Below are 25778 nucleotides of genomic sequence, written 5' to 3' on the forward strand. Positions count from 1 at the left end.
AAACGGGCCGGCTGCCGCATCGCGGCAACCGGCCCGTCTTACTTGCGCGCAGCGCCGGATCCGGCGCACCGCGTTACACGTCGAACTTCACGCCCTGCGCGAGCGGCAGCTCGCGGCTGTAGTTGATCGTGTTCGTCGCGCGGCGCATATACGCCTTCCACGAATCCGAACCCGACTCGCGCCCGCCGCCCGTTTCCTTCTCGCCGCCGAACGCGCCGCCGATCTCCGCGCCGCTCGTGCCGATGTTCACGTTGACGATCCCGCAGTCGCTGCCCGCTGCCGACATGAACTGCTCGGCTTCGCGCATGTCGTTCGTGAAGATCGCCGACGACAGGCCCTGCGGCACCGCGTTGTGCACGTCGATCGCGTCCGCGAAGTCGTCATAGACCATCACGTACAGGATCGGCGCGAACGTTTCGCGCTCGACCACGGCCGACTGCCTCGGCATCCGTACGATGGCCGGACGCACGTAGTACGCATCCGCATGACCGACGTCGATACGCTCGCCGCCCTTCACTTCGCCACCCTGCTCGCGCGCGTCGGCGAGTGCCTTCTGCATCGCGTCGAACGCTGCGCGATCGACGAGCGGCCCGACCAGCGTGCCCGCTTCGAGCGGACTGCCAACCTTCACCGACGCATAGGCCTTCTCGAGGCGCGGCAGCAGCTGATCGACGACGCTGCGATGGACGATCAGGCGGCGCAGCGTCGTGCAGCGCTGGCCTGCGGTGCCGACCGCGGCGAACGTGACCGCGCGCACGACGAGATCGAGATCCGCGCTCGGCGCGACGATCATCCCGTTGTTGCCGCCGAGTTCGAGAATGCCGCGCGCGAGACGCTGGCTCAGCACCTTCGCGACTTCCGTGCCCATCCGCACGCTGCCCGTCGCGCTGACGACCGGCACCTTCTTCGACGACGTCAGCACCTCGCCGACATCGCGCATGCCGAGCACGAGCTGGCTCAGGCCTTCAGGCGCAACGCCCGGATGCGTCTTCTCGAACTCGCGCAGCGCCTTCTCGAGCAGCACATGGCACGCGATCGCGGTGAGCGGCGTCTTCTCGGACGGCTTCCACACGACCGGATCGCCGCACACGAACGCGAGCGCCGCATTCCATGCCCACACCGCGACCGGGAAGTTGAACGCCGAAATCACGCCGCACACGCCGATCGGGTGCCACGTCTCCATCATCCGGTGGCCCGGGCGCTCGGACGCGATCGTCAGGCCGTACAGCTGGCGCGACAGGCCGACCGCGAAATCGCAGATGTCGATCATTTCCTGCACTTCGCCGAGCCCTTCCGACGTGATCTTGCCGGCCTCGAGCGTGACGAGGTGGCCGAGCGCGGCCTTGTGTTCGCGCAGCACGTTGCCGAACACGCGCACGAGTTCGCCGCGCACCGGCGCCGGCACCGTGCGCCACTTGAGGAATGCCTCGTGCGCGGCGTCGATCTTGCGCTCTGCGTCGGCAGGGCTGTCGACGGCCAGCGTCGCCAGCGTCGCGCCGTCGAGCGGCGAGCGCGCGGTCAGCGCATTGCCTTTCCACTGGGCCAGATCGATGTCGAGCGCGGCAAGAATGTCGTTGAATTGCATCACTTCCTCTTCAGGGACAGATTGATCGGTGCGGCGGCAGCGCCGCCCGCGTGATTCGATTGGAGCGCGTTCGCGCGCCGGGTGCAAGCAGATGCGCGCCCGGGCGAGCCTGCCGCCTCGTCCGGCCACACGACGCCGGCCTCGCCGGTTCGCCTTTGCCGTCGCACGTGGCCTCGCCTCGCGAGCCGCGATCCATGAACAGCATTGTCGGTGGCCACAAGTCGGGCGGCTATTGATATTAACTCACGACTTCATTCCCAAAACGCATCATACGGTCGAATCCGGTCCGATCCTGTCCGGGGCACCTCGGGACGCGTCTGGTATGCGAGGCAAAGGCAAGCAGCAGGCACGCGGCACGCGCTGCGATCCGGCACGAGTTGATGACAAAGACGCATCAACTAGTTCGGAAATATCGTTTGCCGCGCACGCTTCGCCCCCACACAATCTGATCTGCGTCAAGGCGTGCGACACAGCACCCGGCGCGCCAACAGCCGCCGTGCCCGTCTCGCCGTGCACGGCCGGACCCCAGACGAAGGCGACGCGCAGGTCGGCCAGGCCCCCGCACCGCGCGTCGACGCCGCCGGCAGGCGGCGGGCGGACGCCGCGCTTCGTCTCCCCAAAACAATCCCGGAGACAGCGCTCAGCTCCCCCATGCGTTCAGATTCCCACCCCGATTCCACGAGCCCGTCGGGCTCGCAAGCTTCGAAGCCTACCCTGCACCGCGCCCTGCAGGCACGCCACCTGCGCATGATCGCGATCGGCGGCTCGATCGGCACCGGCCTGTTCGTCGCGTCCGGCGCGTCGATCTCGCAGGCCGGCCCCGGCGGCGCGATGCTCGCGTACATGATGATCGGCCTGATGGTCTATTTCCTGATGACGAGCCTCGGCGAGATGGCCGCGTTCATGCCGGTGTCCGGTTCGTTCGCGACCTACGGCTCAAAATTCGTCGACGAGGGCTTCGGCTTCGCGATCGGCTGGAACTACTGGTACAGCTGGGCCGTCACGCTCGCGGTCGAACTGGTGGCCGGGCAGCTCGTGATGAACTACTGGTTCCCTCACGTGCCGGGCGTCTGGTGGAGCGCGCTGTTTCTCGTCCTGATCTTCGCGCTCAACGCGTTGTCGGTGCGCGGCTTCGGTGAGGCGGAATACTGGTTCGCGCTGATCAAGGTCGTCACCGTGGTCGCGTTCGTCGGCGTCGGCCTGCTGATGATCTTCGGCATCATGCAAGGCGGGCCGCGTGCAAGCTGGAGCAACTTCACGATCGGCGACGCGCCGTTCGCGGGCGGCTGGGCCGCGATGCTCGGCGTCGCGATGATCGCGGGCTTCTCGTTCCAGGGCACCGAGATGATCGGCGTCGCAGCCGGCGAATCGGAAAACCCGCGCACCACGATCCCGCGCGCGGTGAGCCAGATCTTCTGGCGCATCCTGCTGTTCTACGTGTTCGCGATCTTCGTGATCGGCGTGCTGATTCCTTATACCGACCCGAACCTGCTGAAGAGCGACGTGACCGACATCGGCGTGAGCCCGTTCACGCTCGTGTTTCGTCATGCCGGTCTTGCCTTTGCTGCGGGCGTGATGAACGCAGTGATCCTGACTGCCGTGCTGTCGGCCGGCAACTCCGGCATGTATGCGTCGACGCGGATGCTGTACAACCTCGCGGTCGAAGGCCGCGCGCCGAAGCTGTTCGCGAAGCTGTCGCCGGGCGGCGTGCCGCTCAACGCGCTGTACGCGACCACCGCGGTCGGCGCGCTGTGTTTCCTCACGTCGCTGTACGGTGACAAGACGGTCTACCTGTGGCTGCTGAACACGTCGGGCATGGCCGGTTTCGTCACGTGGCTCGGCATCGCGGTCAGCCATTACCGGTTCCGCAAGGGTCTGCTGAAGCAGGGCTATTCGCTCGACCAGCTGCCGTACCGCGCGAAGTGGTTCCCGTTCGGCCCGATCTTCGCATTCGTGCTGTGCGCGATCGTCGCGCTGGGCCAGGACTACCAGGCGTTCCTGTCGAGCAAGATCGACTGGGTCGGCATCGCCGCGACCTACATCGGCCTGCCTTTCTTCTTCGCGATCTGGCTCGGCTACGCGCTGGTGCGCAAGTGCCGGCTGGTCCGCTATGAGGACATGGAGATCGCGCCGTGGATCCAGCGCAATGCAGCGGCCCAGGCGGCTGAAGCCCAATCCGCACCCGCGCCTGCCGGCGGCTACGTCGCGAACCCGACCCCGGGCGCCTGATTCCCGCCGGGCTGGCGGCCGCCCGTCTACGGGTGGCCGCCAGCCCGGCCCGGTTCATCCGGCATTCGACGCGGCGCGCGCGATCAGGCAAGATCGACGCGCGCCGTCCGTTTTTCCGTCGTTCATCAGTCATCGAATCACATGCAGAATTTCTACGAAGCCACCGTTACCCGCCAGCCCTATCCGCAACTGACCGGCACGATCGACACGCAGGTCTGCATCGTCGGCGGCGGCCTCGCCGGCCTGTGCACGGCGCTCGGCCTCGTCGAGCGCGGCGTGCGCGACGTCGTCGTGCTCGACGGCGAACGCGTCGGCTACGGCGCGTCGGGCCGCAACGGCGGCTTCGTGTTCGGCGGCTACAGCCTCGACAACGCCGACCTGCTGCGCACGCTCGGCCGTGAAGAAGGACGCCGCCTGTACCGGCTGACCGTCGATGCGGTCGACCTGATCCGCTCGCGCATCGCCCGCTACGGGATCGACTGCGACATCGTCGACCGCGGCGTGATGCTCGCGAACTGGTTCGACGATCCGTCGCGGCTCGACAGCCTGCGCAAGCTGATGAAGAACGAACTCGACGTCGACTGGGAGCCGGTCGCCGCGAACGCGCTGCGCGACCGGCTGAAGACTGACCGCTACCACGGCGGCCTGTTCGAGCCGAACGCGTTCCATTTCCATCCGCTCAAGTACGTGCTCGGCGTCGCCGCGGCCGCGACGCGCGGCGGCGCGCGCGTCTACGAACAGTCGGCCGCGCTCGGCATCGCCCGCGAAGGCGCCGGTTACGTCGTGCGCACGGCGCACGGCGCGGTGCGCGCGAAGGACGTCGTGTTCGCATGCGGCGGCTACGCGCGCGGCGTGTCGCCGCGCATCGAACGCGCGGTGCTGCCGATCGCGACCTACGTGATCGCGACCGAGCCGCTCGGCGCGCGTCTGCCGGACGCGATCGACGCGCCGTACGCGATCTACGACACGCGCTTCGCGTTCGACTACTACCGTCCGCTGCAGGACACGCGAATCCTGTGGGGCGGCCGGATCTCGGTGCTCGACCGCGGCCCGGACGCGATCGCGCGCCTGCTCAAGCGCGACCTCGTGCGCGTGTATCCGCAGCTCGCGGACGTGAAGGTCGAATACGCATGGGGCGGGCTGATGAGCTATGCGCGGCACAAGATGCCGCAGATCGGCCGCGACGCCGACGGCGTGTGGCACGCGATCGCGTTCGGCGGCCACGGGATGGCGCCGACCACGGTCGCCGGCGAAACGCTCGCGGCCGCGCTGGCCGGCGAGCGGCCGGTGCCTGCAGGCTTCGCCGAGTTCGGCCTGACCCGCACGTTCGGGCTCGCGGGCCTCGCGGCCGCGCAGCTCACGTACACCGCGTACCAGGCCCGCGACGCGATCGCCGTGTACCGCAACTGAACGCCCGCGCGGCGGCCCGCCGGGTGCCGCGCGATGCGCTGCGGTTAGAACGAAAGGTCGGCGGAAGGTCGGCGGGACGGGGTTTTCCACATGCTAGAATGCCTCGTCCAAGCCGCCGCAAAGCCACAAAAAAACGCCACATGAAATCTGGAAGCAAGGCCGCCTCGCCCGACAACCGCGCGCTTCCGTCCGATGCGCGGCGCAAATACGATCCCGAGCAGACCAAGCGCAACATCCTCGACGTTGCCACGCAGGAGTTTTCCGCGATGGGCCTCGCCGGTGCGCGCGTCGACGCCATCGCCGAACGCACCAACACGACGAAGCGGATGCTCTATTACTACTTCGAAAGCAAGGAAGGCCTGTACGAGGCTGTGCTGGAGAAGGTGTACGGCGACATCCGCGCGCTCGAGCAGGAACTGCACGTCGGCGACATGGAGCCGCGCGAAGGAATGCGCCGCCTCGTCGAGTTCACGTTCGACTATCACGACAAGCATCGCGATTTCGTCCGTCTCGTATCGATCGAGAACATCCACGGCGCGAAGTATCTGGAACAGCTGAAGTCGTTCAAGAACCGCAACGTCAGCATCATCAAGACGCTCGAGGAACTGCTCGAGCGCGGCGCGGCAAGCGGTGCGTTCCGCCAGGACATCGACGCGTTCGACCTGCACCTGCTGATCAGCTCGTTCTGCTTCCATCGCGTGTCGAACCGCTACACGTTCGGCGCCGCGTTCGGCCGCGATCCGTCGGCGCCGCGCCTGCGCGCACGGCACCGCGACACGATCGCCGAAGCCGTGCTGCGCTACGTCGCCGCATAACGTCCGTTCCCGTTCCGAACGCATCGTGCGGACTGCCGGAAGGTGTCCGCACCGCGTCGATCGCCTTGATCGCAACAGCCGGGGGCCAGCCCCGCCGGAACGAGGCGAATGCCGACAGCACACGCGCAAAGCGCATGGCCCGGGCGATCCGCAACGTGCGCGCCCCCTCGCGGATGCCGATGCGCATCAGTTCATCGGCGCAGCCGCCGCCAGCGCGATCCTTGCCTTCTCCTCCGGGCTCCCTGCCACGAAATACTTCTTCGCCCAGCTCGAATCCGGCGCCAGCGCGAGCCGCGGGTGCGTCGACGCGCCACCTTGCTTCTGCGCATCGATCGCCAGCGCCCGCGCCCGATAGTGCTCGTACAGCCGCAGGAATTCCGCGAGATAGATCGCGGCGACCCGCGGATCGCGAATTTCGAGCAGGTTCTCGTCGTTGAATTGCTCGGAGTTGCGGCTCATGTTTGCCGACCCGGTGTAGACGATCGGGTTCGCGCCTTCCGCATCGATCACGATGAACTTGTGATGGATCACGACCGGTGGGTATGCAGGCGCCGGCTCTCCCGGGAACAGCCGCAGCTCCGGCTCGAAACCTTGCGGCACCGTCACCGGCGAGAAGTATTCCGCGTCGATCACGTCGCGGTGATCGCGGCTCCGGTGGTACAGCTCGAGGTTCGCGAGCGTCGCCGCATTGAGCGTCTGGCCGTTCTGCTTCGCCGCCTCGGCCTTCGTCGCGCTGCCGATGTTGATCTTGTTGACGAGCCCGAACATCATCAGGCCGCGGTCGCCCGCCGCGAAGCACGCGTCGCGCAACGCGGCGTCGGTCGGCATGAACAGGCAGAACGACACCGAATGCTTCGCTGCCGCGATCGCCGCGACGATCGTATCGATCTGCGTGCGCTGCCCGGCCGGCTCCGGCGAGAACGACACGCGCACCTGCGCGGTGCCGACCGTCAGCGGCTGCGACCAGCCCGGCGACAGCCGCGCCGTCTCGGCCACCGGCGGATTTGCGGCAAGCGCCCGCGCGCGGTCGTTGTACAGCGCGGCGAGCGCGGGCGAATCGAATGTGTGCAGCACGTTCGCCTGCTCGGTCAGGCCCTCGGTCGTGAAGTTCGCCGAGCCCGTCAGCACGCGTGCGGGCGAGGCGTTCGCCGGCGCGTCCGTCACGATGAACTTGTCGTGCATGATGTGCGTCTTGTCGCGCGGCGCGAGCGTAGCGAGCCCCTGCAACGCGTCGACGGCCGGCTGGTTCGGCGACGGCAGCGGCGGCTGGCCCTTGCGCGGCGTCACGTGCGCGTCGTAGACGATCGCGAGCGCCGCGTCGCCGTGCGCATGGCCGAACGCCTCGAATGCGGGCAGCGCCCACAGCGTGTCGGTCAGGTGATAGACGGCCGACACCGCGCTCGACGCGGGATCCAGCATCTGCGCGAACACCTGTTCCATGTCGTTCGCGAGCCACGTGCGCAGCTTCAGCGCCTGCCCGGCGCTCGGCGCCGCACCGGACGCGAGCTGCAGCGCCGCGACCTGCTTCGCGAACGCCTGCGAGCTGACCACCGCGCGATTGAACCACGTGCCGACGCCGTCCTCGACATGCGCGGGCAGCACGACGTCGCACGTGCCGGCTTCCGCATCGAGCACCTGCAGGCTCGCGGGCGTGCCGACGACCGGATAGACGTCATAGCGGAACCTGGCGCCGCGATCCTGCGGATCGATCCGTGCGTCCCACCACATGAATTTCTGGATCGGCGCCTGGTCGGTCGGCGCGTCGCCCTGCGTGTCGGCGGCCGGGCCGTCGAACGTCAGGCGGTTCGGCAGCCAGCTGTAGGGCGCGCGCGTCTTGCTGTCCGCCGGCCAGAACCCGGGCGTGCGTTTGATCGCGAAACCGAGGAAGTCGGTTCGCGCCTGCGCGCCGGGCCAGTCGAAGGCCAGCAATACCAAGGTCGGGGAAAGATAGCTGCGCACGCTGACAGACATCGGCATTCTCCCTGGCTCAACGGCCGGTCAAGGTCGAATGGATCAGTGTCCTCGGCGGTTTTTCACGCAGGATGACGGTTCGAAGAAGCTTGTGTGTCGCGTGTGCGTCAGCCGCACACGATCAGCTCGATGCCGCGCGCGGTCAAGGCGCGCCGCACGGCCTTGTCCGGCGCGCGTTCGGTCACGAGACAGCGCGCCGCGTCGGTGCCGTTGATCCGCACCGGCGTCACGCGGCCGAATTTCGAATGATCGGCGACGACGATCGCCATCGCAGCCGTGGCGATCATCCGGCTGCGCACTTCAGCCGCGAGCCGTGAGTAGTCGGTGAACTCGCCGTCGGCCGTGATGCCGCCCGCGCCGACGAAGGCGAAATCGACGTGGTATTGCGCGAGCTGCTGGATCGTGTCGAGGCCGAACGTCGCGTCCTCGTCGTCGGACAGTTCGCCGCCGAGCAGCGTCACGCGATTGCCGTTGCGGCGCGCGAGCACGAACGCGGTGCGCCAGTCGTTCGTGTAGACCGCGAGACGGTGCTTGTCGGCAAGCGCGAGCGCCACCGCATGCGGCGTGCTGCCGGAATCGATCAGCACCGATGCGCCGTCGGGCACGAACTCGGCCGCGCGCCGCCCGATCGTGCGCTTCGCGTCGGCATTCGCGGCCTCGCGCTCGGACAGGCTCGGCTCGCGGCGGTCCGCGGCCAGCGCGCCGCCATGCGTCATCACGAGCAGGCCGCGCGCGGCGAGCGCGTTCAGGTCGCGCCGCACCGTCTCGCGCGACACGTCGAGCGAGCGCACCAGTTCCGCGACCGACAGCGCGCCCGATCGTCCGAGTTCCGACAGAATGAATTGATGACGTTGTTCCGCCAGCATCTCGCTACACGCCCGAGGCGACAAGTAAATGGGGAGCGTGACATTGTATTACGCCGATTTGACCGACGTTTGACGGTCGGGTGTCGGGCGCTCGATGAACGGCAAACAACAATCGGAAGTCGGAAATCGGCCAATGGGCAATGGGCGATGGGCGATGGGCGATGGGCAATGGGCGATGGGCAATGGGCAGCGGGCAACGGGCAACGGGCAACGGGCAACGGGCAACGGGCAGCGAAATTCTGAATTGCCGAAAGCGCGCGAATCGCAGCGGTGCGGATTGCTACACTTTGCGCTTCACCGAACGACAGACCAACCAGGGGGCTTGCGCGATGTATCGCAAAGGCATAGTGCTCGAAATCCAGTTTCCGCCCGAACGACTCAACGACGCCGCCGGCGATCCCTACTGGATCGACCTCACGCTCGACGAGGCCCGCCGCCTCCATCAGCAGCTCGCCGCGCGCTTCGCGAACGAAACGAGCGCGAACCAGCCGCTCGACACTTTCTCCATCGACTGATTCCGCCAATCCGCTCAATCCGCCCGATCCGCCCGCTTCGTGCCGCGCGGGCGATTGCAGGATTCGACAAGACGCCGGCGCCGCGGCGCCGGATACTGCCGGACTTCGTGATTCCGTCCGGCCGTGTCCCGGCCCGCTTCGCATGCTCAACTCGATAGTCGCGGCAGCCTTCGTCGCGCTTTGGTCCACCGGCTTCATCGTTGCGCGGGCAATCAAGCCCTACGCGGATCCGAACCTGTTCCTGCTCGCGCGCTTCGCGGGCACCGCCGTGCTGTTCGGCGCGGTCGCGCTCGCCGCGCGCGCACCGTGGCCCGCGCGCCGCGAATGGCCGCGCCACCTGATTGCGGGTGCGCTGTTGCAGGGCGTGTATCTCGGCGCGAGCTACTGGGCAGTCGCGCAGGGACTGAATGCCGGCGTGATGGCGCTGCTCGGCGCGCTGCAGCCGCTCGCGACCGCGGTGCTCGCGGCGCCGCTGTTCAACGAGCGGCTGTCCGCGCGCGGCTGGCTCGGGATGGCGCTCGGCCTCGCCGGCGTCGCGCTCGTGCTCGCGCCGAAGGTGATGGGCGGCGTCGCGCCGTTGCCCGGCGCCGCGCCGGCATGGCTCGTCGTCGCGGTGTCGGTGCTGGCGGTCGGGTCGATCACCGCCGGCTCGCTCTATCAGAAAGGCGGCCTCGCGCAGAACGACCTGCGCACGGCCGTCGCCGTGCAGAACTTCGGTGCCGCGATCGTCGCGGCCGTGTTCGCGGCGCTGCTGCACGAGACGCGCTGGATCGGCGCACCGGCACTGTGGGTATCGCTCGTATGGGGCGTCGTGTTCCTGTCCGGCGGCGCGGTCACGATGCTGATGTGGATGCTTCGACGCGGCAATGCCGCGCGTGCGACGTCGCTGCTGTTCCTCGCGCCGCCGCTCGCCGCGCTGCAGGGTTACATGCTGTTCGGCGAAACGCTCGCGGTCGTGCAGCTCGCCGGGTTCGCGGTCGCACTGGCGGGCGTCGTGCTCGCGCGGCGATAGGCGAGTCGGCTGGTCTGCGGTCTGCCGGTCTGCCGATCCGCCGGTCCGCCGGTCCGCCGATCCCCGATCCCCGATCCCCGATCCCCGATCCCCGATCCCCGATCCCCGATCCGCCGTATCGCCCATGCAACGCACCGCCCCCCACATCACGCCCCCCGGCACGGCATGGCGCCGCGAATGCGCTTATGATGAGCGCCTCGCATTTCGACCCGGAACTCCCCCATGACAGCCGCCGATTACGCCAGCCGCCAACGCGCAATCATTGCCGAACTGAACGTCGCCCCGCACTTCGACGCCGATGCCGAGATTGCGCGCCGCGTCGAATTCCTAGCCAATTACCTGCGCTCGACCGGACTGCAGACCTACGTGCTAGGGATCAGCGGCGGCGTTGATTCGTCGACGGCCGGCCGGCTCGCGCAGCTCGCGGTCGAACGCCTGCGCGCGGAAGGCTATGACGCGCGCTTCATCGCAATGCGCTTGCCGAACGGCATGCAGAACGACGAAGCCGATGCGCAGCGCGCGCTCGCGTTCGTGCGCGCCGACGAGGAACTGACGGTCAACGTGAAGCCGGCCGCCGACGCGATGCTCGGCGCGCTGGCCGCGTCCGGCCACGCGTTCGACACCCCGGCCCAGCAGGACTTCGTGCACGGCAACATCAAGGCGCGCGAGCGCATGATCGCGCAGTACGCGGTCGCGGGCGCGCGGCGCGGGATCGTGATCGGCACCGATCACGCGGCCGAATCGCTGATGGGGTTCTTCACGAAATTCGGCGACGGCGGCGCGGACGTGCTGCCGCTCGCGGGCCTGAACAAGCGCCGCGTGCGCGCTGTGGCCCGCGCGCTGGGCGGCGAGGAGACGATCGTGATGAAGGTGCCGACGGCCGATCTCGAGGAGCTGCGTCCGCTGCGCCCCGACGAGCACGCATACGGCGTCACCTACGACGAGATCGACGACTTCCTCGAGGGCAAGCCCGTCAGCGACCACGTGTACGAAACGGTGCTGCGCTTCCATCACGGCTCGCGGCACAAGCGCGCGCTGCCTTACACGCCGTTCGACTGGCCCGAGCAGCGCGGCTGACGCGCGCCCGCGCGCATTTCGCGGCATGCGGCGACCGCCCACGGCATGACGGATCGCCCGCCTGCCGTCGGCCGCCGCCATCAACTGCAGCGCGCCGGCGTACCACTGCCGGCGCGCACCACCGCACGCAGCCACGGCCGAATGCGCATCACCGCCTCGCCGGAATCACACACCGGCGCCTCGCCCTGACGCGTCAGGCGTGCCCGCCCGACACCGGCGCCCCCTGCTTCGCCTGCAGCGCGCGGATCCGCATCCGCGCGCCCGTATCGGCGACCGTCGTGTCGTACATCGCCGCGAGGTCGTGCTTGAGCGCGGTGCGCGAGCCGCCGTCGAGATACACCATGTGCCCCGACGGATAGAAGCGCGCCGACAGGTTCTGCCGCACCTTCTGGTCCTCGAGCGGCATCTGCTGCAGGTCGATCACGGTCTGGTAGAACGGCGTGACGAAGTCATAGAAGCCGTTCGCCGACAGCACCTTCAGGTCGACGTTCAGTGCCATCACCGCGGCGAGGTCGCCCGCCGTGTAGAGGATCACGTTCCCCTTCGCGTCGACGCCCTGCTGCGCGCCGGTCGGGTCGATGTGGCTGAAGTCCCAGTTCTGGAACGCCTGGTCGTTCAGGTCCGTGAACGCCGAATTCGACGTGAACTTCAGCTGCTCGTTCAGGTAGCTGTTCCACATCGCCGTATAGACGCCCGACACGGCCGTCATCGTCGGATCGTTGCCGCCCGAATTCGGATCGACCTTGCCTGCGATGCCCGTGCCGATCCCCGTCACGCGGCCGTCGTACGAGCCGAGCGACAGCCCCTGCGCATGCAGCAGCGTCGTCAGGAACAGCGAATTGCCGCGCGCGTCGTAACCCGCGATGTCGAGGCTCCACGACAGCAGCGTCGTCGTGTCGATGCCCGTGTATTCGGACAGCTTCTGCACGACCGCCGCGTCGGTCTGCGGGAACTTGCGCAGCGCGTCCAGGTAGTCGGTGCGCGCGAACTGCGCGACTTCCTCGACGAACGCGCCGAGATCGGTCGGCGCCGGCGACACGCCGAGCCGCTTGTGGTACCACGCGTCGGCCGCGGCGGTCGGCAGCGCGCCGACCGGATTGCCGGCCTGCCGGTAGTCGAGGATCGACGACTGCAGCGTGATGCCGTTCAGGTCGATGCCGTCCTCGTGCAGCTTGTACGCGAGCACGCAGCTGCGCGCGGTGCCGTACGACTCGCCGAACAGGTATTTCGGTGAATTCCAGCGGTTGTTCTTCGTCAGGTAGCGCTTGATGAACTGCTTCAGCGAATTCGCGTCCTGGTCGACACCCCAGAAATCGCGGTTCTTGTTCGGCGCGACCGCCGCCGAATAGCCGGTGCCGACCGGGTTGATGAACACGAGGTCGCTGCGGTCGAGCAGGCTGTCGGGGTTGTCTTCCATCTGGTACGGCGCGGGCGGCGTGAAGCCCGGCATCGACGTCGTGATGCGGCGCGGCGCGAACGAGCCGAGCAGCACGAACACCGACGACGAACCGGGCCCGCCGTTATAGAAAAACGTCACGGGCCGCGCCTCCTCCTTCTGCCCGTCTTCGGTGAACGCGACATAGAAGATCTTCGCGGCCGGCTGCGAACTGCTCGGATCGACCGTCACGAGATGCCCGGCCGTCGCCGTGTACGCGATGCGCCGTCCGCCGATCGTCACCGCGTGATGCGTGACTGCGGCCGCCTCGGTCGTGTCGGTCACCGAGTCGTCCGGCCCGTTGCCGTACGCGACCGGATCGAAGAACGGCTGGTCGCGGCCGTGGCTCAGCGCGACCGGAGTGACGGTCGGCGGCACGCCGTGCGAATTGTGGTCGCCGTGATGCAGCGGATACACGCCGCCACTGGATGCGGAATCGATGCCCATCGTGCTGCTCCTGGAGGTGAGAGGAATGCGGGAAACCCGCAACAAGCGTGCTGCGTGAAGACGGTCGCCGTCAGCTCGACGGCTTGCGTGTCAGGATCGCGGCCAGTTGCGCACCGTTCGGGCTGCCGAGGCCCGTGCACGCATCCCAGCCCGGCGCCGCCGCATACGCGCCGTTCGTGCCTTCGGTGATGTCGCGCAGCGCGCCCGGATTCCTGTACAGCACCGGATTGATCCAGCCGACGGACACGCCGGCCGCCGGACTCGCGACCGAACCCGCAGCCGAACTCGCAGCCGAACTTGAGGCGGAACTTGCGGGCGAACCTGCCACCGCACTCGCCGCCGCGTTGATCCGCGCGATCAGCGCCGCCCACAGCGGCGCCACCGCGCTCGTGCCGCCCATCACCGTCGGCGTGCCCGCGATCGCGACTTCGTAGCCGGTCTGCGGCGCCGCGTCTCCCGCGACGTCCGGCACGCCGCGCTTCGCGAGCGGCGCGGTGCTGCCGTCGGCGAGCTTTGCCGTGAGCCCCTGCTGCCATGCGGGCAGATCGAACATCGTGCTGACGCCGCCGCCGCCCGCGCCGCCTCCGGACGCGTCATCGTTCCATACAACCTCGTTGCGGATGCCCTGGCCCGGCAGCGCATCGAGCTGCGTGCCGCCGCAGCCGAGCACGTACGGGCTCGACGCGGGGAAATCGACATGCTGCGCGCCGTCCTGCAGGCCGTCGCCCGAGCCGCTGTCGCCCGACGCCGCGCACACCGTGATGCCCTGCGCGGCCGCCGCCTGCAGCACGCGGTTGAACGCCTGCGCGGACTGCGCCTGCCAGATCGCCTCGGGGCCGCCCCAGCTGATCGAGATCACGGAAGGACGGTTCGTCGTGTCGTTGACCGCCGCGTTGACGGCCTGGATGAAGCCCGCGTCGCTGTTCGGCGCGAAGTACACGGCGATCGTCGCCGCGGGCGCGATCGCGCCGGCAATCTCGATGTCGAGCGCAACTTCGCCGTCCGGGCCGCTCGGGTCGCCGGTCGGCGCATTGCGGCCCGTGCCGACGTTCACGTCGACGAGCTTCGGCGGCGTCGTGATGCCGAGCCCGCGGAAATACTGCGCGATATCGGCTGCGCTGTAGCCGCCGCCGAGTTCGATGATCGCAATGCATTGCCCGGCGCCGTCGCCGGCCGGAAAGCCGTACAGCGACGCGAGCTGCGGCGGGGTAAACGTGACGGCCGCCGCGCCGCCGCGCGCCGGCCTGAACGGCGGTCGCAGCCGGAAATGCGGCCGCGCCTGCGGACGGCTGTCGAGGCCGAGCACGGCAGTGACCGCATCGCCGAGTTCATCGGGCAGCGTGATCGCACCGGACCGGCCGCGATACTGGCCGATCGAGCGATGCTCGAAGCGTTCGAGCGTGACGCCGAACGCGGTTTCGAACTGCTTGATCGTGCCGGACAGCACGACGACGCTTTCGACCGGATCGACGCGATCGACCGTCAGTTGATGACGGCGCGCGAATTCCTCGGTCTTGCGGATATCGTCGGGATTGGCGGAGAAGCGCTTCGCGAACGCGTCGCGCGACAGCGGCCGCGCGTTCGGATCGCCGGTCGCCAGCTGGTGAAGCAACGAATCGAGATCCCCTTCTTCCTGCCGCCGCAACATGATCGTGACGTGAATGCGTTCGGCCGGATCGCACGGGCCGAGACGCTGAGACTCGGCGACGATTCGGGGTTCGCGGTCGGCGTGAAGATGCCTTGCCATGTTCAGACCCTCCTTGGTACCGCGTTGCACGGAACAGCCAGAAAATCGGACATGACCGGCGGCGGCCGGTTCCGTTCAGTCAGACGGATTCGCAGCGCGGCGAGGTACAGGAAGTTTAGGACAAGTCGGACAAATTGCGGTTGCGGGCCGGCGGCCGGCAAGCGCATCGGCGAACAGGCGGTTCGCCCGTGGCGGCGCGGTGCGGGCGCGTGCCGCTGGTCACCGCGCGCCGCGCTGCTCAGTCCATCGACAGGCGCAACGCGAAGCCGATCAGCGCCGCGGAGAACGTCCAGCGCTGCACGGTCTGTGCGAGCGGGTGCGCGCGCATCCACGCGGCGATCCGCGACGCGCCGAACACGCACGCGAGGTCGAAGCACACGCCGGCCGCGACCAGCATCGCGCCCAGTTCGAACATCTGCCAGACGACCGGCCCGGCCTCCGGCCGCACGAACTGCGGCAGCAGCACCGAGCAGAACAGCAGCGCCTTCGGGTTCAGCAGGTTCGTCAGCAGGCCCTTCACGAACGCCTGCCGCAACTCGCCGGCCGTATCGGCCGCGCCGTCGCCGAGCGCGAACACCGGCGAGCGGAACACCTGGATCGCGACGTACGCGAGATACAGCGCGCCGCCGTAGCGGATCACTTCGTAGAGCCACGGCGCGCCGCGGATCAGCGCCGCGACGCCGCACGCGGACAGCGTCACGTGCGCGGAGCGCGACAGCGACAGGCCGGCCGCCGCGGCGATGCCGGGCCGTACGCCGCGGCCGATGCTGGTCTGCAGCACGAGCGCCATGTCCGGCCCGGGCACCGCATAAATTGCCGCCAGCGCGGCGAGGTAAATCAACAGCAAATGCGTGGAAATCATGTTCTGCCCCCATCCGTCGATGACGATATGGTGCCGCCAATGAACGAGGGATTATTGGCCATTTTTGGCCGCCGCCTGGCGAACGATAGGGGAATCCACCACAATGACGGGACTCATATAGGGATTCCGCCAACATGACCGATCTCGACAAAACCGACCGCGCGATTCTCGCTGCGGTGCAGCGCGACGGCCGAATGCCGATCGCGCGTCTCGCCGACACCGTCGGCCTGTCCGAGACGCCGTGCGCGCGGCGCCTGAAGCGCCTCGAAAGCGACGGCTACATCGAGCGCTACCGCGCGCAGCTGTCGCGCAAGGCGCTCGGCTTCGGCGTCGTCGCGTTCGTGCTCGTGCGCTTCGCGACGCACGACCGCAAGGTCGCGGACCGATTCGAGCGGGACGTGCTCGGGATCGAGCGGATCCTCTCGTGCCACAACGTGTCGGGCACGGCCGACTACCTGCTGCAGGTGGTCGCGCATGACCTCGACGACTACGGCACGTTCCTGCGCGAATCGCTGCGGATGCTGCCGGGCGTGACGTCGATCGAATCCGCACTGTCGCTGCGCGAAGTCAAGCATGACGCCGGGTTGCCGGTGCCGTGATGCCGGTGCGCAGGCAGGAGACGAACGCGCGACACCGTTCGGCCCATCACTTCGGCACACATCGATGCGGGCCGCGAACCGCCCCCGCGTAACGCTCGTTCACATTGCTGGCGCTGCCGACCTTACGCGACGTCGGGCGATTGATGCGCGCGCTCGAGATCCTCGAGAAAGGCCACCACAAGCGGATTTCCGCGCCCGTTGCGCGCAACGACCATGTGGAACGTCACGTCGTAACGCAGCCGCTCCGGGTTCAGCGGCGCGAGCATCCCCTGCGCGACGTACGGCGCCGCGAAGTGCTGCGGCAGGTAGCCGAGATGGTGGCCGGACAGGATCAGCAGCGCGACAGCCTCCATGTTGTCGGCGGTTGCGGTCACGCGGTCGGGCGTTGTCGACATCTGCGCTTCCGGCAGCGGGTATGAACGCCATGCCCATTCGAACCCGGCGACGTCGGCCGGCGTCAGCGCACCGGCGCGCGCGAACAGCGGATGGCCGCGGCCGCAGTACGCGACCTGGCGCTCAATGAAAAGCGGCGTGTAATGCAGTGCGGGCACCCGGTGCCAGAAGTAGCCGACCGCGATCTGGATCTCGTCGCTCAACAGCTTTTCTTCGAGATCGCCGGGCGCCCGCACCGAGATCGAGAAGCGCACGGCCTCGTCGCGAGTACGGAACGCGGCGATCGCCTCGGCGATCCGCGCGTTCTGGCTGATCGGCGTATGGCCGATCAGGCCGATGTTCAGCGTGCCGACCAGTTGCCGGTCCATATGCCGCGCGGCCATCCCGAATTCATCGAGCGCGCTCAGCAGCTTGCGACTCATCGCATGGAAGCGCTCGCCCTTCGGCGTCAGCCGGAAACCGCTGCGGCCCCGCTCGCAGAGCCGGTAGCCGAGACGCGTCTCGAGCGACGACAGCTGCGCGCTGATCGTCGACTGCCCGACGTTCAGCATCGCCTGCGCGGCCGATACGCCGCCGGCGTCCGTGACCGCCAGAAACACGCGGATCAGCCTCAGATCGAGGGTCGACAGATTCCCCAGCACGCTATTCCCCTTCCATACATCGATGAGAATCGATGTTTACGTCGATATCTTCGCATTCTTCTTTCCGGCCGGAACGCGTAAAACTGTGCGCCAGGCCGCGTCGAATGATACGGCAACCCTACATTGGAAGAGACGCCCCATGAACGACCACATCCATTTCCAGCCGCTCGGCGGCAATGAAATGCCGCGCTGCGGCGGCATCGCGACGATGATGCGCCTGCCGCACGTGCCGACGGCCGAAGGCCTCGACGCGTGCTTCGTCGGCGTGCCGTTCGATCTCGGCACGTCCAACCGCACCGGCGCCCGCTTCGGCCCGCGCCAGATCCGCACGGAATCCGTGCTGCTGCGCCCATACAACATGGCGACGCGCGCCGCGCCGTTCGATTCGCTGCAGATCGCAGATATCGGCGACGTCGCGATCAATCCGTACAACCTGCATGATTCGATCGCGCGCATCGAGGCTGCCTACGACGCAATCCTGGAGCACGACTGCAAGCCGATCACGCTCGGCGGCGACCACACGATCGCGCTGCCGATCCTGCGCGCGATCCACCGCAAGCACGGCAAGGTTGCATTGATCCACGTCGATGCTCACGCCGACGTGAACGATACGATGATGGGCGAGAAGATCGCGCACGGCACGCCGTTCCGCCGCGCGGTCGAGGAAGGCCTGCTGCACGGCGACAAGGTCACGCAGATCGGCCTGCGTGGCACCGGCTACGCGGCCGAGGACTTCGACTGGTGCCGCGAGCAGGGCTTCCGCGTCGTCCAGGCCGAGGAATGCTGGAACAAGTCCCTCGCGCCGCTGATGCAGGAAGTGCGCGAACGGATCGGCGATACCCCCGTCTACATCAGCTTCGACATCGACGGCATCGATCCCGCCTATGCGCCGGGCACCGGCACGCCGGAAATCGCGGGCCTTACGGTGCCGCAGGCGCTCGAGATCATCCGCGGCGCGAAGGGCCTGAACATCGTCGGCTGCGACCTCGTCGAAGTGGCGCCGCCGTATGACCCGTTCGGCACCACCGCGCTGCTCGGCGCGAACCTCGCATACGAGCTGCTGTGCGTGTTGCCGGGCGTCGCGTACCGCGACTGATCCCGACACGACCTATTCCAACCAGAGGATTCAAGAGGAGCCAATAACCGATGGGGACTTCCGTCAAGCAACCGAAGCGTGCGGCGCTCGCGTCGTTCGTCGGCACCACGATCGAGTGGTACGACTTCTACAGCTACGCGACCGCCGCGGCAATCGTGTTTGGACCGCTGTTCTTCCCCGGCGAGAACCGTTTCATCAGCCTGCTCGCGTCGTTCGGCTCGTTCGCGGTCGGCTTCTTCGCGCGGCCGCTCGGCGGCGTGATGTTCGGCTATCTCGGTGACAGGTTCGGCCGCAAGCGCTCGCTGCTCGCGACGCTGATGCTGATGGCGGTCTCGACGGTCGCGATCGGCCTGCTGCCGACTCACGCGCAAGCCGGCGTGATCGCGCCGATCCTGCTTGTGCTGATGCGCGTGCTGCAAGGCATTGCGGTCGGCGGCGAATGGGGCGGCGCGGTGCTGCTCGCCGGCGAGCACGCGCCGGAAGGCAAGCGCACGTTCTTCGCGTCGTTCGCGCAGCTCGGCAGCGCAAGCGGCCTGATCCTGTCGATGCTCGCGTTCGGCGCGATCAGCACGCTGTCGAAGGACGACCTGATGAGCTGGGGCTGGCGCCTGCCGTTCCTCGCGAGCTCTGTGCTGCTGGCGGTCGGCTTCGTGATCCGCGCGAGCGTGTCCGAATCGCCCGAGTTCGAGGAAGTCAGGAAGCGCGGCGACACCGCGCAGAACCCCGTACGCGAAGCGCTCAAATACTGGCCGCTGCTGCTGCTCGCGATCGGCGCGAACGTGTACGGGATCGCCGGCGTGTACTTCAGCAACATCTTCATGATCAGCTACGCGACCCAGTTCCTGTCGCTCGACCGCTCGATGGTGCTGCAATGCATGACGATCGTCGCGGTGCTGCAGTTCGTCGTGCAGCTCGCGGCCGCGTTCCTCGCGCAGCGCTTCGGCACGACGCGCGTGCTGCTGATCACCGGCGCGTGGGCCGCGATCGTGCCGTTCGTGATGCTGCCGCTCGTGCATGCGGGCACGCCGCTGTCGATCACGGTCGGCGTCGGCCTCGCGACGCTCGCGGAATCGGGCTACTACTCGGTCGTCGCGGGCTTCGTCAGCGGGATCTTCATCGCACGCGTCCGCTATACGGCAATCTCGATCGCGTACCAGGTGTGCGGCGCGCTCGCCGGCGGCCTCACGCCGCTCGTCGCGACCGTGATCGCGCAAAACACCGCGCCGCAGTGGTGGCCGCTCGCGCTCCAGTACACGAGCGCCGCGATCCTGTCATCGGTGTGCGTGTGGCTGATCGCGCGACGGGTCGGCACCGACGATGCAGGCTCGCCGCGCGAAGCGCTGCCGCGCGGCGCACGCGCACGTACTGCGTAATCCTGCTGCGTCATTCCTGAGCGACGGGCAGGCGGCGCATACCCGCCTGCCCGGCACGTCCGACGACGGGCGGCGTTCGCACACCGCCCGGCCCATTCAGATTTCAGATAACGACTGCCTGCTGCGACTGCGTCGCGGCAGGCATGCGTGCGCGCTCGCGTCGCCGAGACGCCCGCGCCCGATGTGCCGGCCGGCACGTCAGCCTCGGGCCTCTGTACACGCGCGTTGAACGGCGCGGGCATGGGTGTCGACCTGTGCGGCCTGCAACGCCTTCGCTTCGCATTCAAGCAAATTTGACCGCAAGATGCGGAGCGCATTCGCAGAACGACGCCGCTAGACTGGATTCATCGATCACTCCCTTGAAAACAGTCATGTGTGTCATGCCGTCGGAACTTGCTCTTTCGATACGCGCTGCGTTCTGCTTGCCGTCGACAGCGGTGCGCTCGGTTCACTTCGGCCACGCGTCCGGCCGACAAATTCAGGGATCCGCAGCAACCTGGATGATGACAGGAGAACACGCGTGAACATCGACGCCTGCGACATCGTCCCGCGCATCGACTCCCAGAACTGGCAGGCAATCGCTGCGGAACTGGATCGTCAAGGATGCGCACGCGTTCCGGAATTGCTGCCGGCGTCCGCTTGCGATGCGCTGGCGTCGCTCTACCCTCACGACACGCTGTACCGCTCGCGGGTCGTGATGGCACGCCACGGCTTCGGCCGCGGCGAATACAAATACTTCGCGTATCCGCTACCGGCGACGATCGATACGTTGCGCTCGACGCTCTATCCGCACCTGGCGCCGATTGCGAATCGCTGGAACGCGGCGCTCGGCATCGACGTCCGCTACCCGGCCGATCACGTCGACTTTCTCGCGCGATGCCACGCGGCGGGGCAGAGCCGTCCGACACCGCTGATCCTGCAATACGGGCCGGACGACTACAACTGCCTGCATCAGGACCTGTACGGCGAGCACATGTTTCCGCTCCAGGTTGCGATCCTGCTGTCGGCGCCGGGGCGCGATTTCACGGGAGGCGAATTCGTGCTGACCGAGCAGCGGCCGCGCATGCAGTCGCGGGCGGAGGTGGTTCCGCTGACTCAGGGTGATGCGGTGATTTTCGCCGTCCACGGCCGGCCCGTGCAGGGCACACGCGGCGTCTATCGCGTCAATCTGCGTCACGGCGTGAGCCGTATCCGGTCGGGGCAGCGTCATACGGTCGGCATCATCTTCCACGATGCACAGTGATCGCGCCTCAAGTGGCATCGTTGGCCGTGCCGTCAACGGCCGTATCCGGCAAGCAATGTGACGTGATGTGTTCACTCTGCATTCCGAATGAAGACACAATGGCCAGCGACTGGCGAGCAATGACAGTCACGGACATCATGCCTCGCGACGATTGATCCGCCATACGCGGATGATCCGCCTGGAGATCACGACGTCCGTGCGTCACGCGGGCGCCCCCGTTACCCTCTCGCGACGCTTGCCCTCAACCGGTCCCCCGCGTCCGCTGCGAGACGCGCGTAGCCGGGCAAGGTCAGCAACGCAAGCGCGCCGGCCACGAAGAATGCCCAGCGAAAATCCTCGAGCAGGTAGTGCACGCCCGTCGTATCGCCACGCAAGTTCGCCGCGACCCGCAGCGCGAGCGCGCCGAACGCGATCCCCATGCCGATCGTCATTTGCTGCGCGGCACTCCATAACGTGCTCGCGGCGCTGGTCTGCTGCGCGGGGATGTCCGCATAGGCGAGCGTCGCGAGCGTGGTGAACTGCATCGAGCGCGTCAGTCCGTAGACAAATACGACGAGCAGCGTGATCGCGAGCGGCGTCGACGCAGTAAGCCAGCCGCATGCGATCGTGAACACGCCGACGATCGTCACGTCGACGAGCGCGACGCGACGAAAGCCGAACCGGTCGAGGATCCACGACGTTCCCGCTTTCATGCCGAGATTGCCGAGCGCGCTCGCCAGCAACAGCAGGCCGGACTGGAACGGCGACAGGCCGAAACCGATCTGGAACAACAGCGGCAGCAGATACGGCACGGCGTTGATCGCGATCCGCGTGACGGACCCCGTCATCACGGTGACGGAAAACGTCGGCACCTTGAGCGTCGTGAAATCGAGCAGCGGATGTTCGCATCGCCGCGCGTGCAACCACGTAGCGATGCCGAACAGCACGCTCGCGCCGACGAGCACCGCCGCACGCAAGAAATGGGCGTCCTGCTGCCCGGCCGTCTCGGTTCCGATCAGCAGACACGTCAGCGCGGCGCCGGCCAGCACGAAACCGACCCAGTCGAGCGGTCGCTGCTCGTCGGCGCGCGTATTCCTGACGATCAGCCAGGTGCATACGAACGCGGCGATGCCGAACGGCACGTTCAGCAGGAAGATCCATCGCCACGACGCGTAGGTCGTGATGAATCCGCCGATCGGCGGCCCAACGACCGGCGCGACGATTCCCGGCCACGTAATGGTTGCGATCGCGCGCATCAGGCGCGCTTTCTCGGTGCTGCGCACGACGATCATCCGTCCGACCGGCACCATCATCGCCCCGCCGATGCCCTGCAGAAGACGCGCGGCCGTGAACGACGCGACGCCGTTGGACAGGCCGCACAACACCGATGCGCCTGTAAAGATGACGATGGCGCTACCGAATACCGTGCGAGAACCGTATCGGTCGGCAATCCAGCCGCTGATCGGGATGAACACCGCGAGCGCGAGCATGTAGGCGGTCATCCCGAGACTCAACGCATTCGGCCCGACGCCGAAGGATTGCGCCATCTGCGGCAGCGCGGTCGCAATCACGGTCGTATCGAGATACTCCATGAAAAATGTCGCGGCAACGAGATACGGCAAGAGGTCGGTCGTCCGACCTCCTTGGGTGGAAGTGGCAGTCATTGGCAGGACGATGGGCGGAATGCGGAAGACGCCGGGCGCCGCCCGCGACGTTGACAGTTGCGAGCGATCGGCACGAATGGCCAATATTAACCTGAAGCCCTGAATCCTCGCTTGGCCGACACTCGATGTCACACGTGATTTATGCGCGTAAACGCATGTGTGCTGTGCGTTGGCGATTGGGGCGCGATCGGGGTGCGATCGGGGTGCGGTCGGGTGCGATCGGGGTGCGATCGGGGTGCGGTCGGGGTGCGATCGGGGTGCGATCGGGGTGCGGTCGGGGTGCGATCGGGGTGCGATCGGGGTGCGATCGGGGTGCGATCGGGGTGCGGTCGGGTGCGGTCGGGTGCGGTCGGGTGCGGTCGGGTGCGGTCGGGTGCGGTCGGGTGCGGTCGGGTGCGGTCGGGTGCGGTCGGGTGCGGTCGGGTGCGGTCGGGTGCGATTGGCGTTCGATCGCCGGCGAAGCGCGCGGATGCCGACTTCATGAGCCGCAAGCGCATGTCCGCGACGCCATACGCGCCGTGCGCCTTCGCACAATTTCAAACTTTACCCCGGGCGGCCGTCGTCACATCACGTGCTGCGATGGCTTTGCGGATTCCAGCCCGTGACCGTCTCCGCGCGCCATTCCGCGCGGGTCAGCTTGGCAACGAAAAAATCGGCCAGCGCGCTCACCTTTGCCGGTCGAGCACGGGCACTCGGCGTGACGAAATAAAGGCCGCCTTCGGGCAAGCGCCAATCGGTGAGAATCGGTTCAAGCCGGTTGTCCGGAAAGTACTCCGTCGCAGCAAATTCAGGAAGCTCGGTGATCGCAAGTCCTGCGAGGACCGTCGGCAGCAACACTTCCAAGCTCGTTCCTCGCAACGCCCCGGTCGGTGTGACCGCGCACTCTTCACCGCTTTCGTGCGTAAAGCGCCATACGTCGCGCTTGCTCCTGTTGACGTAGGTCAGGCACTGGTGCGCGCCGAGATCATGCGGATGATGCGGACGGCCATGACGAGCCAGATAGTCGGGGGACGCCACGACAAATCGGCGTACGGGGGCAATGAGACGGGCGACTAGGGACGAATCCTCCAGAATCGCAATACGGAGGGCGGCATCGAACCCTTCCCCGATCAGATCGGCCTGGATATCCGCGAGATGGAGATCCACCGAGATATCCGGATAGGTCCGGAAGAACTCGGGCAGCAGCGGCGCAACCCAGCGAGCGCCGAAGGAAAGTGGCGCAGCGAGCTTGACCAGGCCACGCGGCCGGCTTGACGTCTCCCGCGCGAAATCCTCGGCCTCCTCGGCGTCGACGTAGATCTTCGCCGCTCGCTCGGCGAGCATATGGCCGTAGTCCGTGAGTGCAAGGCGTCGCGAGGTGCGGTTGAAGAGCCGCCCGCCCAAGCGCTCTTCAAGACGGGTCACGGCGCGGGAGACCGTGGCAACCGAGACGCCCATTGCCGTTGCCGCCGCAGCGAACGAACCCTCCTCGGCAACCTTCGCGAACATCGCGAGTCCTTCAAAATCCGGCAGCTTCGACATAGACAATCCTGCAACGATGGTTTGCATTCATTTCCATTTCGAAAATTAGCACGGCACCTTAGATTTGTCTCATCTCATCGGAGTCAAATCATGGAACGCAAACCGGAAGAAAAGATGGCTGTCGTCACCGGCGGCACGCTCGAAGTTCACGCATTCGCCACGTCCAACAGCGTCAAGGTGCCCATCGCCCTGGAAGAAATGAAGCTCGACTATCGGCTCGTTAGAGTCGATCTGCGCCAGGGCGAGCAGAAGACCGACGCCTTCAAGGCGATGAATCCCAACGCGAAAGTCCCGGTTCTCGTCGACCGCCCGGTTAGCGGGAACGGCGACGTGGTGCTCAGCGAGTCCGCCGCGATCCTGGTCTATCTCGCAGAGAAGTCTGGCCTACTTCTTCCGAAGGACGGCCTCCAACGCGCAAAGGTGTTCGAGCAACTGTTCTTCCAGGCGTCCAGCCTTGGCCCGGCGTTGCTTCAGGCTTTCCTGGCGACGATCCAGTCGTCGCCACAACCCGAAGCAAAAGCGCGCGCGCTGTCGGAGGTTGACCGGTCGCTGGCCGTCCTGAATCGCGGCCTCGAGCGACATCCGTACGTTGCGGGTGATGCGTACAGCATCGCGGACATCGCTCACTTCGGGGGAATGTGGCGCCATCAGGCAATTGGCGTGACCCTCGACAAGTTTCCGTTCGTTGCCCGTTGGCATGACGACATTTCTGCGCGCCCCGCTGTTGCCGCCGCCGTCGCAAAGACGCTGGCGCTCGCTCAGTAATGCGATGCAAGCCGCCGTTTTTCAGTTATCTGCACGACGCAACCTGAGTCGTTCCGGAGTCAATTACCAAGGAGAAGTGTCATGAATGACCGTATCCACGAGCTGCTTTATCGCAATCTTCAAGAGGTCTTCGGCGAAGGCGACGCAACTCGCCGTCGTGCGGCCATCGAGGCGCTCTATACCGATGACTGTGTGCTCTATTCGCCCGCCGGGACATTCGTCGGGCACGACGCACTAGACAAATTCGCCGGCGATCTTCGTGCAACGCATCCGCATTTCGCGTATGTGCCGCACGGCGAACCTCAAGCGCTTCACAATGCCGGTCGTCTTGCCTGGGGTTCTGGCCCGCGAGGCGAGAAACCCGACTATACGGGCCTGGATGTGATCATCGTTCGCGACGCGAAGATTGCGGCGCTCTACGTGTTCCTCGATTCGCTACCGCGCGATGCGGGGGCAATCGGGTAAAGATCCAGATCGAGGAGGAGAAGGAGGCGGCTAGATGAGCATGGCCCGCCCCGCCGCATCGGCAGCGT

21 protein-coding genes are annotated in these 25778 nt (G+C 67.1%); 12 read left to right on the forward strand and 9 right to left on the reverse strand.

Features of this window, described 5'->3' with window-relative positions; translation table 11 throughout:
* Positions 1-73: 73 nt before the first annotated feature.
* Positions 74-1585, reverse strand: a complete 1512-nt coding sequence (gene amaB, locus ACV22Z_RS04590; protein WP_448075105.1) for an L-piperidine-6-carboxylate dehydrogenase — start codon at positions 1583-1585, stop codon at positions 74-76.
* A 651-nt stretch (positions 1586-2236) separates the two neighbouring features.
* Here amaB and ACV22Z_RS04595 point away from each other — a divergent pair.
* The 3 genes from ACV22Z_RS04595 to ACV22Z_RS04605 all read left to right on the forward strand — a co-directional run bounded on the left by ACV22Z_RS04595 (position 2237) and on the right by ACV22Z_RS04605 (position 6039).
* Positions 2237-3814: an amino acid permease gene (locus ACV22Z_RS04595; protein ID WP_448075106.1), complete on the forward strand. Its 1578-nt coding sequence runs from the start codon at positions 2237-2239 to the stop codon at positions 3812-3814.
* Positions 3815-3955: 141 nt separating this feature from the next.
* On the forward strand, positions 3956-5224 hold the full coding sequence (locus ACV22Z_RS04600; RefSeq protein ID WP_448075107.1) for an NAD(P)/FAD-dependent oxidoreductase: 1269 nt from the start codon (positions 3956-3958) through the stop codon (positions 5222-5224).
* Positions 5225-5364: 140 nt separating this feature from the next.
* Positions 5365-6039: a TetR family transcriptional regulator gene (locus ACV22Z_RS04605; RefSeq protein WP_448075108.1), complete on the forward strand. Its 675-nt coding sequence runs from the start codon at positions 5365-5367 to the stop codon at positions 6037-6039.
* A 186-nt stretch (positions 6040-6225) separates the two neighbouring features.
* Here ACV22Z_RS04605 and ACV22Z_RS04610 read toward each other — a convergent pair whose 3' ends face one another.
* A complete protein-coding gene (locus ACV22Z_RS04610) occupies positions 6226-8010 on the reverse strand; it encodes a phospholipase D-like domain-containing protein (RefSeq protein WP_448075109.1) in 1785 nt (594 codons plus the stop codon).
* Positions 8011-8117: 107 nt separating this feature from the next.
* Positions 8118-8876 (reverse strand): DeoR/GlpR family DNA-binding transcription regulator, encoded by a 759-nt coding sequence (locus ACV22Z_RS04615; RefSeq protein WP_448075110.1) that lies wholly within the window; start codon positions 8874-8876, stop codon positions 8118-8120.
* 329 nt (positions 8877-9205) lie between these two features.
* Between ACV22Z_RS04615 and ACV22Z_RS04620 the strand changes: the two genes are divergently transcribed.
* The 3 genes from ACV22Z_RS04620 to nadE all read left to right on the forward strand — a co-directional run bounded on the left by ACV22Z_RS04620 (position 9206) and on the right by nadE (position 11480).
* Positions 9206-9391 carry a hypothetical protein gene (locus ACV22Z_RS04620; protein WP_076482052.1) on the forward strand — a complete coding sequence of 62 codons (186 nt, stop codon included), beginning with the start codon at positions 9206-9208 and terminating at the stop codon, positions 9389-9391.
* Positions 9392-9533: 142 nt separating this feature from the next.
* Entirely contained in the window at positions 9534-10403 is an 870-nt protein-coding gene (locus ACV22Z_RS04625) for a DMT family transporter (RefSeq protein WP_448075111.1), read from the forward strand.
* Between the two features lie 222 nt (positions 10404-10625).
* On the forward strand, positions 10626-11480 hold the full coding sequence (gene nadE, locus ACV22Z_RS04630; RefSeq protein WP_448075112.1) for an ammonia-dependent NAD(+) synthetase: 855 nt from the start codon (positions 10626-10628) through the stop codon (positions 11478-11480).
* Positions 11481-11673: 193 nt separating this feature from the next.
* Here nadE and ACV22Z_RS04635 read toward each other — a convergent pair whose 3' ends face one another.
* The 3 genes from ACV22Z_RS04635 to ACV22Z_RS04645 form a co-directional block, all read right to left on the reverse strand.
* Positions 11674-13362, reverse strand: a complete 1689-nt coding sequence (locus ACV22Z_RS04635; RefSeq protein WP_448075113.1) for a S10 family peptidase — start codon at positions 13360-13362, stop codon at positions 11674-11676.
* 70 nt (positions 13363-13432) lie between these two features.
* A complete protein-coding gene (locus ACV22Z_RS04640) occupies positions 13433-15109 on the reverse strand; it encodes a S53 family peptidase (RefSeq protein WP_448075114.1) in 1677 nt (558 codons plus the stop codon).
* A gap of 238 nt (positions 15110-15347) precedes the next feature.
* Positions 15348-15971, reverse strand: coding sequence for a LysE family translocator (locus ACV22Z_RS04645; protein ID WP_448075115.1), 624 nt, complete (start codon positions 15969-15971; stop codon positions 15348-15350).
* Positions 15972-16105: 134 nt separating this feature from the next.
* Here ACV22Z_RS04645 and ACV22Z_RS04650 point away from each other — a divergent pair, with 134 nt between their 5' ends.
* Positions 16106-16570, forward strand: coding sequence for an Lrp/AsnC family transcriptional regulator (locus ACV22Z_RS04650; protein WP_448075116.1), 465 nt, complete (start codon positions 16106-16108; stop codon positions 16568-16570).
* Positions 16571-16692: 122 nt separating this feature from the next.
* Here the strand turns inward: ACV22Z_RS04650 and ACV22Z_RS04655 are convergent, their stop codons facing one another.
* Positions 16693-17604: a LysR family transcriptional regulator gene (locus tag ACV22Z_RS04655; protein WP_448075117.1), complete on the reverse strand. Its 912-nt coding sequence runs from the start codon at positions 17602-17604 to the stop codon at positions 16693-16695.
* Positions 17605-17743: 139 nt separating this feature from the next.
* On the opposite strand from ACV22Z_RS04655, the gene speB reads away from it, so the two are divergent.
* The 3 genes from speB to ACV22Z_RS04670 all read left to right on the forward strand — a co-directional run bounded on the left by speB (position 17744) and on the right by ACV22Z_RS04670 (position 21316).
* Positions 17744-18700, forward strand: a complete 957-nt coding sequence (gene speB / locus ACV22Z_RS04660; protein WP_448075118.1) for an agmatinase — start codon at positions 17744-17746, stop codon at positions 18698-18700.
* Between the two features lie 50 nt (positions 18701-18750).
* Positions 18751-20073: an MFS transporter gene (locus tag ACV22Z_RS04665; protein ID WP_448075119.1), complete on the forward strand. Its 1323-nt coding sequence runs from the start codon at positions 18751-18753 to the stop codon at positions 20071-20073.
* A gap of 526 nt (positions 20074-20599) precedes the next feature.
* Positions 20600-21316 (forward strand): 2OG-Fe(II) oxygenase, encoded by a 717-nt coding sequence (locus ACV22Z_RS04670; protein ID WP_448075169.1) that lies wholly within the window; start codon positions 20600-20602, stop codon positions 21314-21316.
* Positions 21317-21534: 218 nt separating this feature from the next.
* On the opposite strand, the gene ACV22Z_RS04675 is transcribed toward ACV22Z_RS04670, so the two are convergent.
* Together ACV22Z_RS04675 and ACV22Z_RS04680 are read right to left on the reverse strand one after the other, a co-directional pair.
* A complete protein-coding gene (locus ACV22Z_RS04675) occupies positions 21535-22959 on the reverse strand; it encodes a DHA2 family efflux MFS transporter permease subunit (protein ID WP_448075170.1) in 1425 nt (474 codons plus the stop codon).
* Positions 22960-23526: 567 nt separating this feature from the next.
* The gene (locus tag ACV22Z_RS04680) at positions 23527-24480 is read right to left on the reverse strand and encodes a LysR family transcriptional regulator (protein WP_448075171.1); all 954 of its coding nucleotides are present in this window, start codon (positions 24478-24480) and stop codon (positions 23527-23529) included.
* 90 nt (positions 24481-24570) lie between these two features.
* On the opposite strand from ACV22Z_RS04680, the gene ACV22Z_RS04685 reads away from it, so the two are divergent.
* A complete protein-coding gene (locus ACV22Z_RS04685) occupies positions 24571-25245 on the forward strand; it encodes a glutathione S-transferase family protein (RefSeq protein WP_448075120.1) in 675 nt (224 codons plus the stop codon).
* Between the two features lie 81 nt (positions 25246-25326).
* Positions 25327-25710, forward strand: a complete 384-nt coding sequence (locus ACV22Z_RS04690) for a nuclear transport factor 2 family protein (RefSeq protein WP_448075121.1) — start codon at positions 25327-25329, stop codon at positions 25708-25710.
* The last annotated feature ends 68 nt before the right edge of the window (positions 25711-25778 follow it).

The organism is Burkholderia sp. PU8-34, from assembly GCF_053427725.1.